General features: G+C 67.1%; 12 protein-coding genes. 8 read left to right on the top strand and 4 right to left on the bottom strand.

Translation table 11 applies throughout. The features are described from left to right. Positions 1-9 precede the first annotated feature (9 nt). Positions 10-945 (top strand): siroheme decarboxylase subunit beta, encoded by a 936-nt coding sequence (gene ahbB / locus AC1DFU_RS02600; RefSeq protein ID WP_092296919.1) that lies wholly within the window; start codon positions 10-12, stop codon positions 943-945. 18 nt (positions 946-963) lie between these two features. Here ahbB and ubiT read toward each other — a convergent pair whose 3' ends face one another. From ubiT to ubiU, 3 genes are read right to left on the bottom strand one after another with little or no spacing between them, the layout of a single operon-like run. Next, positions 964-1,416 (bottom strand): ubiquinone anaerobic biosynthesis accessory factor UbiT, encoded by a 453-nt coding sequence (ubiT, locus tag AC1DFU_RS02595; protein WP_092296916.1) that lies wholly within the window; start codon positions 1,414-1,416, stop codon positions 964-966. 17 nt (positions 1,417-1,433) lie between these two features. Next, on the bottom strand, positions 1,434-2,348 hold the full coding sequence (locus tag AC1DFU_RS02590; RefSeq protein WP_092296912.1) for a U32 family peptidase: 915 nt from the start codon (positions 2,346-2,348) through the stop codon (positions 1,434-1,436). 22 nt (positions 2,349-2,370) lie between these two features. Further along, positions 2,371-3,450, bottom strand: coding sequence for a ubiquinone anaerobic biosynthesis protein UbiU (gene ubiU / locus AC1DFU_RS02585; protein WP_441592854.1), 1,080 nt, complete (start codon positions 3,448-3,450; stop codon positions 2,371-2,373). A gap of 238 nt (positions 3,451-3,688) precedes the next feature. Between ubiU and AC1DFU_RS02580 the strand changes: the two genes are divergently transcribed. The 3 genes from AC1DFU_RS02580 to AC1DFU_RS02570 all read left to right on the top strand — a co-directional run bounded on the left by AC1DFU_RS02580 (position 3,689) and on the right by AC1DFU_RS02570 (position 7,654). Then, entirely contained in the window at positions 3,689-4,843 is a 1,155-nt protein-coding gene (locus tag AC1DFU_RS02580) for an NAD(P)H-dependent flavin oxidoreductase (protein WP_092296906.1), read from the top strand. Positions 4,844-4,979: 136 nt separating this feature from the next. Then, the gene (locus AC1DFU_RS02575) at positions 4,980-6,998 is read left to right on the top strand and encodes a type IV pili methyl-accepting chemotaxis transducer N-terminal domain-containing protein (protein WP_441592853.1); all 2,019 of its coding nucleotides are present in this window, start codon (positions 4,980-4,982) and stop codon (positions 6,996-6,998) included. Next, positions 6,995-7,654 (top strand): response regulator, encoded by a 660-nt coding sequence (locus tag AC1DFU_RS02570; RefSeq protein WP_441592852.1) that lies wholly within the window; start codon positions 6,995-6,997, stop codon positions 7,652-7,654. Before AC1DFU_RS02575 ends, AC1DFU_RS02570 begins: the two co-directional genes overlap by 4 nt. 21 nt (positions 7,655-7,675) lie before the next feature. Here AC1DFU_RS02570 and AC1DFU_RS02565 read toward each other — a convergent pair whose 3' ends face one another. Beyond that, complete coding sequence (locus tag AC1DFU_RS02565) at positions 7,676-8,485, bottom strand: IclR family transcriptional regulator (protein WP_092296894.1); 810 nt, start codon at positions 8,483-8,485, stop codon at positions 7,676-7,678. A gap of 162 nt (positions 8,486-8,647) precedes the next feature. Between AC1DFU_RS02565 and AC1DFU_RS02560 the strand changes: the two genes are divergently transcribed. From AC1DFU_RS02560 to AC1DFU_RS02545, 4 genes are all read left to right on the top strand, one after another. Beyond that, a complete protein-coding gene (locus AC1DFU_RS02560) occupies positions 8,648-10,096 on the top strand; it encodes an NAD-dependent succinate-semialdehyde dehydrogenase (protein WP_092296891.1) in 1,449 nt (482 codons plus the stop codon). A 107-nt stretch (positions 10,097-10,203) separates the two neighbouring features. Then, positions 10,204-11,415, top strand: a complete 1,212-nt coding sequence (locus AC1DFU_RS02555; RefSeq protein ID WP_477159845.1) for an iron-containing alcohol dehydrogenase — start codon at positions 10,204-10,206, stop codon at positions 11,413-11,415. Then, complete coding sequence (locus tag AC1DFU_RS02550; RefSeq protein ID WP_477159844.1) at positions 11,354-13,990, top strand: type VI secretion system Vgr family protein; 2,637 nt, start codon at positions 11,354-11,356, stop codon at positions 13,988-13,990. The genes AC1DFU_RS02555 and AC1DFU_RS02550 overlap by 62 nt, the downstream gene beginning before the upstream one ends. Then, on the top strand, positions 13,987-15,948 hold the full coding sequence (locus AC1DFU_RS02545) for a phospholipase D-like domain-containing protein (protein ID WP_441593830.1): 1,962 nt from the start codon (positions 13,987-13,989) through the stop codon (positions 15,946-15,948). Before AC1DFU_RS02550 ends, AC1DFU_RS02545 begins: the two co-directional genes overlap by 4 nt.

Below are 15,948 nucleotides of genomic sequence, written 5' to 3'. Positions count from 1 at the left end.
GATATCGCCATGATCGACGAGACTGCACTCTACCAACGCCTTCGGCAAGATTTCCCGCTGGAGCCACGGCCCTACCGGTGCCTGGCCCGGGCGCTCGGCCTGTCCGAGCATGGCCTGCTGTCGCTGCTGGCGCGCGACGTTGGCAGCGGCCGCATCAGCCATGTCGGCGCCCGCTTCGCGCCGAACGCCATCGGCGCCACCACGCTCGCGGCGCTGTCCGTGCCGGCGGCGCGGCTGGAGAGCGTGGCGCGGCGACTCAACGCCGACCCGGCTATCGGCCATCACTACTGCAGAACCGGCCACCGCTACAACCTCTGGTTCGTGGCCGGTGCGCGCGATGCCGACCACCTGGCGACCGTACTCGACGGCATTGGCGCGGATGTCCACCAGACGCCGCTCGCACTGCCACTGGAATGTGAATACCACGTCGATGCCGGGGTGCCACTGCGGCCCCTGATGACCGATGCCGACTGGCGGCTGGTGGCAGCGCTGGAAGACGGCCTGCCGCTGACGCCCGAGCCCTACCACGCCATGGCGCGTGGCACGGGCATCGGGCTACACGAACTCTGGCGCCGGCTGGCGCATTGGCGCGAGGCCGGCGTGATCCGCCGCTTCGGCGCCATTCTCCAGCCGGGCCAACTCGGCTTCGTGCATAACGCGATGTGCGTATGGAATGCGCCCGACGCACGTGTGGATGTGCTGGGCAAGCGGCTGGCCCGCCTGCCCGCGGTGGCACTCTGCTACCGGCGCGCGCGCCGAGGTGCGGCATGGCCCTTCAACCTGTTCGCGGTGGTGCGGGCGCGCAGCGCGGCAGACCTCCAGGCGACGCTCGATGGCTTCACGGCGATGCCCGCGCTCGCCAACCTCCCCGGTGCCGTGCTCCGCGCCCGTTGCTGCTTCAAGCCACGCGGCGTGCGCTACGGCGATCTGGCGCCCGAGGCCTGACGGGCCAGCCCGTCGCTCTCACGCGGCACGGACTTCGGGAAACAGCACCGCTAGCCGCGCCACCCAGGGCTCGACCCAGGCCGGACGCGGCGTGGCGTCGAGCCAGTACTTGACCTCCAACCCCAGCGCGGTGTCCCCGCAAATCGAGAGCCGGCGCTGGAAGAACAGCGTGTCGGTATCGGCATGGCCGGCGAGCAGTTGCAGGTAATCGGCGGCGCGGGCGCGCAGCGTCAGCGCCGGGGCGGGTTCAGGATCGAACGGCCCCATCCGGAACACGCCCCCTGCACAGCGGAAACGCAGGTCCAGCCCGAGGTCTTCCACCACGAGCAGGAAGGCATGACCGTCCAGCGCGGACGGTGGCTGCAACCAGCCGGCGCGGCGCGCGGACTCCAGCGCCATCACGAACGGCAGGGCCTGCGCAGGGGCGGGCAGGCGGCGATGGATGCGGGCAATCAGGGAAGAAGAATTCATCGATGGTCTTGGGGCAGTCATGCGGGCGCGCCGGCTATCCAGGCAATGCCGGGCTGGCCGGTCCAGTAGCCGTTGCTCGCCGAGGCGCCGGCGGGCACGATGCCGCTGGGCGCGGCGCCGGTGCGGCCATGACGCACGGCGTCTAGCAGCGCTATGACGTCCAGCGTGCCCACGGCGTGCGGGCTGACGCGGACCACATCCACGCCCATCGCCTGAATCTCCGGCAGGTGCGCGCACAGGTCCAGGCAGCTTGCGGACTGAGTCTGGATGCCGTTCAGGGCGAAGAACGGCTGCCCTTCGCCCGTGCGGGCGACCAGCCCGTCCGGGTAGTCGAGGCAACGGAACTCGCAGGCATCCTTGCGCAGGCGGTGATGCCGGGCCGTGAAGCAACGCGCGGAGATCGCCAGCGGCATGCGGCCCCAGATCATCGCTTCGATCTGCATGCCGGCTGGCCGCGCCGCCGCCAGCGCGGCCAGCGCCGCGTGGTCCATCTCGACCGGCGCCACGACCCCGCGCGCGCCCAGCGAGCCCAGCCACGTCGCCGTATCGGCGTGATAGACGTTCAGATGCGGCCCGGCGACGAACGGCCGCCCGCGCCGCGCGCGCACCGCGCCAAGATCGTTGGCCTCCACGAGGAACTCGTCCTGCTCGCAGACGCGGCGCATGGCCGCGATGTCGCTGTCCGATTCGACCAGCACCGGGGTGGACAGCACCACCTCCTTGCCGGCATCGCGCAGCATCCGCGCCACGTCCAGCCAGTCGGCATGGCGCAATTCGTGGCGGCGTGTGCAGACGGCTTCGCCAAGATAGACGCGCTCCACGGGGGCGTCTGCCACATCGGCATAGAAGCGCAGCACGTCCGCGCGGGGCCAGTAGTAGAGCAGCGGGCCGAGCGCGATGGTCAAGGAATAGGGGGAAGTGGATGTGGTCATGGTGGGTGGGGTGCGGACGGTTTCAGCGCCACGGACGGTCATAGGCGCCCTGGGTCACCTGGTCGCCCTCGGCATGGCGCCCCAATGTAGCCTGCCATTCCTGGCGCGGCACGAAGCGCCGGGGGTCGCGCCAGGCGTCGTCGATGGCGGCGCGCAGCACGCCCACCACATCGCCCACGTAGCGCGGGCTGCGCTGGCGGCCCTCGATCTTGATGGCGGCGATGCCGATGTCGATCAGCGCCGGCAGCAGCGACAGCGCGTTGAGGCTGGTGGGCTCCTCCAGCACGTAGCCGTGCTCGCCCTCCACGGTGAAACGGCCCTTGCACAACGTGGGGTAACCGGCCGGCTCGCCGGGCGCGTAGCTGTCGATCAGGATGCCGGAGAGCCGCGCGTGCATGGTGCCGTCCGCCTCGTCCCAGCGCACGGCGTGGGCCGGCGAGCAGACGCCACGGTTGTTCGGCGAATCGCCGGTCGCGTACGAGGACAGCAGGCAGCGGCCCTCGGCCATCACGCACAGGCTGCCAAAGCCGAAGACCTCAAGTTCCACATCGGTCTGCCTGGCCAGCTTGGCGATCTGCGCCAGCGTCAGCACGCGCGGCAGCACCACGCGCCGGATGCCGAAGCGCTCGCGCATCAGCGCGATGGCATCGGCATGGGTGGCCGAGCCCTGCACGGACAGGTGCAGGCGCAGGTCGGGGTGCTTCTCCGCCGCGTAGGCCATCAGGCCGGGGTCGGCCATGATCACCGCGTCGGCGCCCAGCACGGCGGCGGCGTCCACGGCGCGGTGCCAGCGGTCTACCTGCCCCATCTGCGCAAACGTGTTGATGGCGAACAGCACTTCGGCGCCGCGCGCGCGGGCTTCGGCCACGCCGGTGCGGATGTCGTCCTCGGAGAAATTCAGGCCGCCGAAGTTGCGCGCGTTGGTGGCATCGCGCAACCCGAGGTAGATGGCGTCCGCGCCGTGCTGCAGCGCCATGCGCAGGGCCGCGAGCGAGCCGGCGGGTGCCACCAGTTGGGGCCGGCGGGGCTGGCGGCGCGATGGCTCGGTTGGGGGTGTTGGCGCATCGGGCACATCATGCACGTCGGGCGGGGAGGCATCCATGGCGAAAATGCGCGGTGCGGCGCATGGGGTAGCGATCGATCAAGGATGCTAGTCATGCCCATCGAGGGAACCTTTGACCCCGCGCAAACCCCGGCTGTGTTCTACCCGTCTCGTTCCGCCGAACTAGGTCCTCGGAACGGGCCGCCGATCCCCCGCAATTTGATCTGGCGCAAACTGCCACCCCGATGCGCGTGAGACGCTGGGCCGTTTTTTGCCCCTCCTGACTTCGGATTTCCTCATGACACATCGATGGCTCAACCTGGCCGGCCGCAAGCTGCTTCCTATCGTGCAGGGCGGCATGGGCGTGGGCATCTCCGCGCATCGGCTGGCCGGCACGGTGGCCCGCCACAACGCCATGGGCACCATCGCCAGCATCGACCTGCGCCATCATCACCCCGACCTGATGGCCGCCACGGCCAAACGCGACAAGGCGGCCATCGAACACGCCAACCTCGTGGCGCTGGACCGCGAGGTGCGCGCGGCGAAGGACTTGGCGGGCGGGCAAGGGATGGTCGCCGTCAACGTGATGAAGGCCGTTGGCGCCCACGCGGCGCTGGTCCGGCAGGCGTGCGATAGCGGCGCGGATGCCATCGTCATGGGCGCCGGCCTGCCGCTCGACCTCCCCGAACTGACCGCCAATCACCCGAAGGTGGCCTTGATCCCGATCCTGTCCGACGCCCGTGGCGTCAGCCTCGTGCTGCGCAAGTGGATGAAGAAGGGACGGCTGCCCGATGCCATCGTGATCGAACATCCCGCGCATGCCGGCGGGCACCTCGGCGCCTCGCGCATGGAGGACATTGGCGATGAGCGGTTCTCGTTCGCGCGCGTGCTGGACGAATGCCGCACGCTGTTCGCCAGCCTGGGGCTGGCCTGGGAGTCCGTGCCGCTGATCCTGGCCGGCGGGTTGGGCCACCACGGCAAGCTGCATCACTGGCTGGCGCAGGGCGCGGCCGGCGTGCAGGTCGGCACCGCCTTTGCCGTGACCGAGGAATGCGATGCGCATCTGGCTTTCAAACAGGTGCTGGCTTCCGCGCCGCAGGAACAGATCGGCGAATTCACGAGCGTGGCGGGACTGCCGGCGCGCGCGGTGCTGACGCCGTGGCTCAAGCGCTATCTCTCCCGGGAGTCGGCGCTCCAGGCGCGCGCCAAGGTGCGCGAGTGCCTGGAGGGCTTCGACTGCCTGCAATCGTGCGGCCTGCGCGACGGCGTGGCGCGCATCGGCCAGTTCTGCATCGACCGCAAGCTCTCGCAGGCGCTCAAGGGCGACGTGGAGCGCGGCCTGTTCTTCCGGGGTAAGGGCACGCTGCCGTTTGGCGACGCCATCCGCCCCGTGGCGGACCTGATCCACTACCTGATGTCGGGCGAAAAGCCGGCGGGGGTCGCGCCGGCCTGATTGGGCTGTTGCCGGAATGCGAATCCCGCGTAAGTTCCCGTCCCATCCGTCGGCGATTTGATCCAGCGCAGGAAACGGCGCAATCGCCGGTACCAGAATGGCAGCTGTCCCCACGCCCTGCCCTCGCCCCCACAACATGCCAGCCCCCTTTCCTGACACCGCGTTCGATGCGCACGCGGACCCCCATGCCACCTCGGCGGTCGGGCTGCCGGGGCTGCGCCACCGCCTCTCCACCCGCATCATCTCGCTGTCCCTGATCTCGCTGCTGGTTGTCCTGACGATGATCGGCGGCACATTGTGGCTCTCCTGGAACCTCGAAGGCGCCGGCGCGGCGATCAACGACGCTGGCAGCGTGCGGATGCGCGCCAACGCGGTGGCGATCGAACTGACCCGCGCCCGCGCCCATCAACCCCACGCTCTTGTGCCACGGATCGCCCAGCTGGACGAGACGCTGGCGCAACTGCGCCGGGGCGACGCCACACGACCGCTGTTCCTGCCCGCCGTGCCGGCCATCCACGACCAGCTCGACCGCGTGGCACGGGCATGGGACGACCGGATGAAGCCGCTGGCGGAGCAGGACTTGAACGCGCCCGACGGCACATCGCTCACCTATGTGGCCGCGCTGTCGGATTTCGTCGCGCAGGCAGACCATCTGGTGCGCATGATCGAGGCCGACAACGCGCGCAAGACGGACCTGCTGCGCATGTCCCAGGCCGCACTGGCCGCCATTGCCTGCATGGGCACCGTCGCGGTCATCTACCTGCTCTATCTCTGGATCATCCTGCCCGTGCTGACGCTGCAGGATGGCCTGCGCCGCATGGCGGCCCGCGAATTCTCGCTGCGCCTGCCGGTCACCAGCCGTGACGAATTCGGCACATTGAGCACCGGTTTCAATCGGATGGCGGCCGAACTCCAGGAACTCTATCGGGGGCTCGAAGCCCGCGTGGCCCAGAAGACCGCCGAACTGGCCAGGCGCAACCGCGACCTCGAGACGCTCTACGACATCGCCGCCTACCTGAACCAGCCGAACGAGGCCGAGGCGCTGTGCCGGGGCTTCCTGACCCGGATCATGCGGCGCCTGGACGCCGATGGCGGCAGCGTGCGCATGCTCGATGCAGTGCCGGAGAACCTCCACATGGTGGTTTCCGAAGGGCTGCCCGCCACGCTGGTCGAGCAGGAACAGCGCATGGCGGCCGATGCCTGCCACTGCGGCGCGGCCACGCGGCAGCGCGTGGTCGCCTGGCCGTCCGCAACCCACGCACTGCCCTCGCCGCCGATGGCCTGCGGCTTCGGCGGCTTCGCGGCGTTCCGCATCGACACGCCGCGCGGGGTGATCGGCATGTTTTCGCTCCACTTCCGCTCGCCACGGGTGCTCAATGCATCCGACCGGCAACTGCTGGAGACGCTGGCGCAGCACCTGGGCGTGGCGCTCGAACACCAGCGGCTGTCCGCCACCGCGCGCCAGTTGGCCGTGGTGCAGGAGCGCAACCTCGTGGCGCAGGGCTTGCACGACAGCATCGCCCAAGGCCTGAACTACCTGAACCTGCAAGCCCAACTGCTGGAAGATGCCGTCTCGCGCGGGGCGCTGGCCGATGTGGCGGCGATCGTGCCGATGCTCCGTTGCGGGGTGGACGAAAGCTACCAGGATGTGCGCGAGTTGCTGCTGAACTTCCGCACCCGGCTCACGCAGGGCGAGTTGCGGCAAGCGGCAGAAGACACCGTGGCGCGCTTCCGGCGGCAGTGCGCCACCGAGGTGCGGCTGGAGGTGGAGGGCTACGACAACGCCCGGCCGCTGCCGCCCGATGCCCAGTTGCAGGTGCTGTTCGTGCTACAGGAGGCGCTCTCCAACGTGCGCAAGCACGCGCAGGCCGGCCACGTGCTGGTGCGGCTGCAAGGCGGGCGCGACCTCGAACTGGTGGTGCAGGACGATGGCGAGGGCTTCGATGCCGCCGGGCTCGCCACGCGCTGCGAGATGCAGGTGGGTCTGCACATCATGCGCGAGCGCGCCGCGCGGCTCAACGCGCAGTTGTCGATCGATTCCGCGCCCGGGCGCGGCACCCGCGTGGCCCTGCGCGTGCCCGGCGCCCATGTGGCCGGCGAAGCCAACGAAGCCACAGCGCCCAACGAAATCAACGAAGCGAGTCTCCAGCCATGACCATCCGCATCCTGCTGATCGACGATCACACGCTGTTCCGTTCAGGCATTCGCGCGCTGTTACAGCGCCAGCCCGATTTTGCCGTCGTGGACGAGGCGGCCGATGGCGTGGAGGGGCTCAAGCGCGCCAAGCAGCATCGCCCCGACGTGGTCCTGCTGGACCTGAACATGCCCGGGCTGTCCGGGCTGGAGACGCTGGCCCTGCTGGCGCAGGACCTGCCGGACACGGCAGTGCTGATCCTCACCGTCTCCGAGGAAGCCGAGGAACTGGCCAGCGCGCTGCGCGGCGGCGCCCGGGGCTATTTGCTAAAGAATATCGAGGCGGATTTCCTGGCTTCGGCCATCCGCCGCGCCGCATCCGGCGAGCCGGTGATCTCGGATGGCATGACGGCCAAGCTCGTGGCGCAGTTCCGCGCGCCGGCGCAGCCTTCCGCACCGCCTTCTCCGAGTGCCGAGGACGGCGCGCGGCTAACCGTGCGGGAGCGCGAGATCGTACGCGGGCTGACCCGGGGCGAGAGCAACAAGCAGATCGCGCGCGACCTCGGTGTGGCCGAGAGCACGGTCAAGATCCACGTGCAGAACATCCTCAAGAAGCTGAATCTGGCCAGCCGCGTACAGGTGGCGGTGTTTGCGGTCGAGCATGGCCTGACCGCGTGATGGCTTCCCCGGTGGCGGACGTTACCGCCGGGCGCCAAGCCTTGCCGACAGTTGGTCCGCCAGCGCCCGTACCTGCTGGCCGATGCGGTCGCCGGTGGCCGCATCGATCTCGTTGGTCAGGTAGCTGACCGCGATGGCGCCCGCTGCGCACGGGGCGGCCGCGTCGAACACCGGGGCGCCGAAGCACGTCATGCCCTCGCGCATCTGGCCGTTGTCGGTCGAATATCCCACCTCCCGCACCTGGGCCAGTTCGGCCTGCAAACCATCCACATCGGCCACGCTGGCCCGCGTGAGCGGCGGCGGCATGCCCGGCGCGAACAGGTCGCGCACCTCGGCCGGCAGCAGGGTGCTCAGCATCGCCTTGCCCGTGGCCGTGTAGGGCGCCGGCAGGCGCATGCCGATGCGGAACGTGACGCCGAGCGGGCGGTCGCCGTTCTGGCAGGCCAGGTAGACCACCTCCGCACCATCGAGCATCGACAAGGTGACCGTGGCGTCGTGGAAGGCATCGGTCTGCTCCCAGAGCGCGCGGAACTCGCTCGTCATCTGCGTCTGCGACAGGAAGGCGTTGGCCCAGGCCATCACGTGCGGGCCCACCGCCATCGCCCCGTTGGGCAGGCGCTTGAGCAGTTGCAGCTGCACGAGGGTGTCGCACATGCCGTGGAGGGAACTCTTGGGCGCGCCGGTCAGCCGGGTCAGGTCGGCCAGCGTCAGCGGTTCCGGGGCGGCGGCCACGGCATCCATGACATGTACCGCGCGCACCACCGCCGGCGACGTGGACTTCAGCGACGGCGCGGCATCATCGGCGGGAGCGTTGTAGGCGGACTTGGGCATTGGGCAATACGGAAGAGTTGGGCGGATTGTACCGGCTGCGCGGAACGCTTCCGGGCGGTTGGCAGTCTGCCGTGCATGGGCGTATCATACGCTCACGTTCGACATACCGAATATCGTTCCATCTATTGAACGATATGAATCAACCCGCTCAGGAAAGCCGCCATGCAACTCAAGGATCCCTCGCTTCTGAAACAGCTGGCCTATGTGGATGGCCAATGGATTGGCGCCGACTCCGGCGCCACGTTCGACGTCACGGACCCGGCCACCGGGGAGGTGATCGCCAAGGTGGCCGACCTGGGCGCGGCCGAGACCGAGCGCGCCGTCGCCGCCGCCGAGGTAGCGCAGCGCGCCTGGGCCGCCAAGACCGGCAAGGAACGCGCCAACCTGCTGCGCCGCTGGTTCGACCTGATGATCGCCAATACGGACGATCTGGCCTACCTGATGACGCGCGAGCAGGGCAAGCCACTAGCCGAGGCGCGCGGCGAGATCGCGTACGCGGCCAGCTTTATCGAATGGTTTGCCGAGGAAGCCAAGCGCGTGGACGGCGAAGTGCTGGCCACGCCGGCCGCCGACAAGCGCCTGGTCACGCTGCGCCAGCCCGTGGGCGTCTGCGCCGCCATCACGCCGTGGAATTTCCCGGCAGCGATGATCACCCGCAAGGCAGGCCCTGCCCTGGCGGCCGGGTGCGCCATCGTCATCAAACCGGCCGAGCTGACCCCGCTGTCCGCCTTCGCGCTGGCCGAACTGGCGCACCGGGCCGGCATTCCCGCCGGCGTGCTTCAGGTGGTGACCGGCGATGCCAAGACCATCGGCGCCGTGCTGACGGGCAGCCCCATCGTGCGCAAGCTGTCGTTCACGGGGTCGACCGAGGTCGGTCGCATCCTGATGGCGCAGTCGGCGCCCACCGTGAAGCGCCTCTCGCTGGAGTTGGGCGGCAACGCGCCGTTCATCGTCTTTGACGATGCCGACGTGGACGCCGCCGTGGAAGGCGCCCTCGCCGCCAAGTACCGCAACGGCGGGCAGACCTGTGTCTGCGCCAACCGCTTCTACGTGCAGGACGGCATCTACGACGCCTTCGCCACGAAGCTGGCCGAGCGCACCGGCCAACTGCGCGTGGGCAACGGGCTGGAAGACGGCGTGACGATCGGCCCGCTGATCGAGGACGCCGCGCTGGACAAGGTGGCGTCCCTGGTGGACGACGCCCGCGCCAAGGGCGGCCACGTGCTGACCGGCGGCGCCGCGCACAAGCTGGGCGGCACGTTCTACACCCCCACCGTCATCGCCGACGCCACCGCCGACATGCGCATGGCCCGCGAGGAGATCTTCGGGCCGGTGGCGCCACTGTTCCGCTTCAAGTCCGACGCCGAGGCAGTAACTGCCGCCAACGCCACCGAATACGGGCTGGCCGCCTATTTGTATACGCGCGATATCGCGCGGGCCTGGCGCACCGCCGAAGCGCTCGAGTACGGCATGGTCGGCCTGAACACCGGCCTGATCTCGAACGAGGTGGCGCCGTTCGGCGGCATCAAGCAGTCTGGCGTGGGCCGCGAAGGGTCGCGCCACGGCATCGACGAATATCTCGAGATCAAGTACCTCTGCCTGCAGATGTGATGCAGGCGGGCGGGCCGGTGCATACTGTGCCGGTCCGCCTTATGGCACCCATTGCTGAGCAAGGGCGACCCCGATCGCCCCGCCTGCCCCGAACTCCCGGAGACAACATGAACCCGTTCCGCTTCCAGACCGTGCCGACGGTCATCGTCGAATTCGGCGCCGCGCGCCGGCTGGGCGCCCTGCTGCGCGAGTCGTTCCCGCAGGCCAGGCGCCTGTGCGTGGTGACCGACGGCTTCCTGGCCAAGAGCGGCCTGCTCGCGCCGGCGCTGGAAGACCTCGCCAAGCATGACTGGGAGGTGACCGTGATCGACGATGTCATTGCCGATCCGCCCGAGCACATCGTGCTGGACGCCACCGAGCGCGCGCGCCAGGCCGATGCCGAGGTGGTGCTGGGGCTGGGCGGCGGGTCGTCGATGGATGTGGCCAAGCTGATCGCCGTCCTCCTGCCCGCCACGCAGGCGCTCAAGGACATGTACGGCGTGAAGAAGGTCACCGGCGCCCGGCTGCCGCTGGTGCAGATGCCGACCACGGCCGGCACCGGTTCCGAAGTGACGGCGGTGTCGATCGTCACGACCGGCGAAACCACCAAGATGGGCGTGGTGGCGCCGCAGCTGTTCGCCGACCTCGCGATCCTCGACGCCGAACTGACGCTCGGCCTGCCCCGCGCGGCCACGGCCGCCACCGGCATCGACGCCATGGTGCATGCCATCGAGGCCTACACCAGCGCCCACCTCAAGAATCCGGTCTCGGACATGCTGGCCATCCGCGCGCTGGATCTGCTCTCGCGCAACCTGATGCTGGCCTGCGACAACGGCAACGATCGCAATGCCCGGGAGGCGATGCTGCTCGGCGCGATGTTCGCCGGCCAGGCCTTCGCCAACTCGCCGGTGGCCGCCGTGCACGCGCTGGCCTACCCAATCGGCGGCATTTTCCATGTGCCGCACGGCCTCTCGAACGCGCTCGTGCTGCCGCACGTGATGAAGTTCAATGCCGACGCCGCCAGCAAGCGCTACGCGGAACTGACCGACGTGGTGCTGCCCGGCACGACCGGCAGCTGCGAAACCAAGACCGCCGCGCTGATCGCCCATATCGAAGGACTGGTGCTGGCCACCGGCATCCCGCGCACGCTGCGCGAAGTCGGCGTGAAAGAAGGCGACCTGAACCGCCTGGCCAGCGACGCCATGCTGCAGACGCGCCTGCTGGTCAATAATCCGCGCGGCAGTGCCAGACACTGCGGCGGCTACGGAGCGATGACTGATGGCAGAGGGTTTCGACGCGCTCGGCGCAACGTTGAGCGGGCAGCAGCAGTACTTCCTTAAGGTTCCCGGCGCGGCCAGCGCCGGGGCATTGTCGGTGGTGTCGTTCGAGGCTGTGGAGCGGCTAGGCGAACCCTATGCCGTCACGGTTCAACTCACGCACCMTGCCGAACTGGATCGTGCCGATTATCTCGGCAAGGCGGCCAGCTTTATCATCGACCCTGGGGACGGGTCAGCGCCGCGGACCTTCGCCGGTTGCATCATGCGTTTCACCGAGACGCAGCAGACGCGGGACTTCCACGGCTACGAGTTCATCGTGGAACCGCTCGTCGCCCGGCTTCGGCTTACGCGSTCCACCCGCATCTACCAGCACCAGACCGCGCCRGAGATTATCGAGGCGATTCTGCGGCGRCATGAACTGGTCGGGCATCAGTTTTCCTTCAGGCTTCGACGCCAATATCCCCAGCACGCGTTCCGCTTCCAGTATCAGATGTCCGATTGGGAAACCATCCGTCTGCTGATGGAGCAGGAGGGGCTGTATTCCTATTTTCTTCCCGGCAAGTTCGGCGAGATGGTGGTGTTTGGCGATGACATYGACCATTACCTYTACAAGCCTGAATTGCGGGTGCCGTATCGCGAGACGGCGGGATTGGAGGCTGGTGTCGAAGCGGTCATCGGCCTTCGTACTATTGCGAAAACTGTCCCCGCATCGTTYCTYGTGGCGGACTACAACCCCGATCTGGCGTGGGAGCCSYTGAAGGGCGAAGCCAATGTTGCGMGSAARGACAAGACCACCTACGGCCAGCCGTATGTCTTCGGCACCCATCACCTGGATTTCGAAGGCGCCAAATGGGAAGCCCAGCTTCGGCATGAGGCGGCGATGGCTTCCCAGGTGGTCTATGAAGGCGAGAGCAATGTGCTGGAACTGCGTCCGGCGCGAATCCTGCGGATGGATCTTGCGCTGGCGGATGCGCCGAATGGGCAGGTCATCACCGAGGTTGTCCACACCGGCGCGCGCGATGCGGCGTATCGGAATACCTTCAAATCGATCCCRTCGGATCGGCGTTTCCGGCTGCCGCTGGACGAGGCCAACTGGCCGAAGATCCAGGGCACGCTGAGTGCGCGCATTACCTCGCCAAGCCGGTATCCATACGCTTATCTGACGCAGCAGGGCTATTACACGGTTCGCTTTGACTTCGATTTCGAGGACTGGCCCGGCGGCGGGGAATGCGTGCCGCTGCGATTGGCCAAGCCGTTTGCCGGGGCRYTRCARACAGGATTTCACTTTCCGCTGATCGACGGCACCGAAGCGGCTATCGCATTTCGGGACGGTAATCCCAATAAGCCGTATATCGCCCACGTCCACCATAACAGCCGTCAGACGGATCTGATTACCAATCAGGATCGATGGCTATCCCGCAACGTTATTCGCACGCAGAGCGACAACAAGCTCGAATTCGAGGATTGGGAGGGRCAGGAGCACGTCAAGCTGTCCACCGAGCAYTCCGGMAAATCCCAGCTGACGCTYGGCCATATGGTCGACGGGAAGTGGAAGCGGCGGGGGGAGGGGTTCGAACTCAGGACGTCTGGCTGGGGGGCCATCCGGGGCGGCAAGGGGTTGTTCATCACCGCCGATGACCAGCCAAAGGCCAGCGGACAGCAACTCGACATGGCCCCGGCTCAGCGCCTGCTCGAACAAGCGCTCCAGCAAAGCCAGGCACTGGCCGAGACCGCCAGGGCAGCACAAGCCCTCGCCGCCGACTGCGAGCGCCAGCAGGCCCTGCTCAATGACAGCCTCAAGCAACTCCGCGATGCCGGCCTGCTCGCCAGCGCGCCCGCTGGTATCGCCCTGGTGTCCGGGGCGGACCTGCAAACCAGCGCGGCAAACCATCTCATCGCCACAGCGGGCGGGAATGCGGACATCAGCGCGGTCAAGCGCTTCACCGTTGCCGCCGGCGACGCCGTGTCCCTGTTCGCGCAGAAACTCGGCATGAAACTGTTCGCGGCGGGCGGGAAGGTCGAGATTCAGGCGCAGGGCGATGAGTTGCAGTTGGCGGCGCTTAAGGACGTCACCATTAGCAGTACGGACGGGAAGCTGGTGCTGTCGGCCGCCAAGGAGGTGTGGATTGGGTCGGGCGGGTCTTACATTCGGATTACGCAGTGCGGGATCGAAAATGCAACGCCGGGAGACATCTTCGAAAAGTGCGCGGTGTGGGTTAAGCGCCCGCCCGCCTCGATGCAGATCCACGCCGAAATGGCAAACGTTCTGCCCGCACACCCGCTGACGCTGAACACCGGCGCCTCGCCGGCATCGAGAACCCGGCTGCCTGTCGGCATGCCGTACAAGCTGTTTGCCGAAGGCGTGCTGTTCCGGCAGGGCGTGATCGACGAAACAGGCGACATTCCGATCGACCATCAGATGGCCACCAAGCAGTACGAACTGCAATTGGCTGGCGGCGCGGTCCACGCCATTCCTACTACTGAGGAATATCGCGGCAACGCCGAAAACGGCGAACTTGCCGCGCGCGGCTTTCAATTCTTCGAGTCCGCACCCGGAACGCCCGAGGCGCCCGATCGCGCCGTCCATCGCCAGGTTTATGACCAACTGCTCGGCTCAACACCCGAGGATCAGGTATGAGACAACAACCCATTACCACGCCCATCGCTCTGTCGCGTACCAATCGGGCGCTCATCACGCTGCCGTGGTTCGTCCAGCGTGCCGAATATGCGCCTCAGCCGTGCACCTTTCATCCCCTCGTCAATGGCGAAGAGGCGTTCGGCGACCTCCACGACACCATTTCCGCCGCGCAGAAGACCGTCGACATTATCTGTTGGGGCTTCCAGCCATCGATGTTCTTCAAACGTGGCGCGGCGCGCGGCGCGCCCTGCATTGGCGACCTGCTCGAGGCAGCGGGAAAGCGCGGGGTAAAGGTCCGCCTGCTCAGCTGGGGCGGCGAAGCATTGGGCATTCCCGGCATGTCAGATATGGGCGACGAGCCGAACCTGCCTGACCGCATGCATCAGCATCCATGGTTCTCGCGTCCACCCAATCCCCGCGTCAATCCCAAGGAATTCAACCGGTACTGGCATTGGCGTGCAGCACGCACCTCCCCTACCGCCAAGATATTCAAAGGGCCTGTTCCATCGCAGGTCATGGAAAAGCTGCCGGGATTGCTGGGGCTGCCGAAGCTGGTCAACGTCGAATTTGTCGTGCGGGATTTTGGCCTGTCTAACCGGCTGGAAATCGCATTTCGCACGGCCTTGTGGGGGACCGACGACACGCGCTCTGCCGGCAATAAGGCCCAAGGCGGCGCCATCATGGGCGCGATCGTGCCGACGCACCACCAGAAAATGGTGCTGGTCGATTATGAATTGCCTGACCGGGCAGTTGGCTATGTCATGGGCCACAACATGCTCGACCCGTACTGGGACAAGGACGACCATAGCGCGGTGCGTCTCTCGGGCGATCAGGGCCGGAATGGCGCGACACCACGGCAGGACATTTCAAGCCGGGTCACCGGCCCGGTTCTCCGGTATCTGAACCAGAATTTCTGTGAGGCATGGGACCGCGCTACCGGCGAAGCACTGCAAACCACCCGAAAACCTGCCGCGACAGCACTCAAAATGCTGCACGACACCGGCGTCAAGGTCATGGCCCAGGTGCTGCGGACTCAGCCGGAACACGGCAAGTTCGATATCGAGAAAATGTATTTGCAGGTGGTCAACAACGCCTGCAGCTTTGTCTATATCGAGAATCAGTATTTCCGCTTTCCGCCATTGGCCGAGCAAATCAAGGCGGCCGCCGCAAAGCAGATAGCCTGGGGCCGCGACCCGGGCGAGCATGGCCCCATCCACCTGTTTGTCGTCACCAATGCGAGCGACGAGGGCATCGGCCCCGGCACGGTGAACACCTACCGGATGCTGGAGGCCCTGGGCCGCGCCGACACCATCCCCGGTGTGGCGAAACTCGAACGGCAGGACAAGCGGCGCGAGGCCTTGCAAAAGGAATATGACGAGGCGGTCCCGGCGGAGAAGCAGGCCCGTGGAGCCATGCAGGGCGCCGAGGAAATGCGCCGATACGTGGACAGCGAAGTCACCGCGAAGAAGCTGGCCGAGGCCATCGAGAACCTGAGGCGGGCACGAGAGCGACAGGCAGAACTGGTCGATCAGATGAAAGCCCCGCAGGAGGCCATCGTCCCGTCAGAAATCCCCGGCCTGAAAGTCCACATCTGCACGCTGGTCGCGCCGGATTCCCCACCCGGAAAATGGGAGCACGTGTATGTGCACTCGAAGCTGATGATTATTGACGATGTGTTCATGACGCTGGGCTCGGCGAATATCAATACCCGCAGCATGGCGGCGGATAGTGAATTGAATATCTGCCATGAGCATACGGGGGTGACGGGGCCGCTACGGAAGCGGTTGTGGGGGATACATACCGGTGGAAAAGGGGCGCAGGAAGATGTTAGGGAGGCGTTTATGAAATGGGACGGCATCGTCAGAATGAACGCCGAAAGGAGAAGAAACGGCGAGACCCCCAGTACCTCTCTGGTGGGTTTCCATCGCGATGATCCCACGCGAACCTATTTGGATTAG

The sequence above is a fragment of the Cupriavidus sp. 10L45 genome, assembly GCF_056395225.1.
Note: the sequence above shows the minus strand (reverse complement) of the source record. Positions and strands in the feature narration are given on the sequence as shown.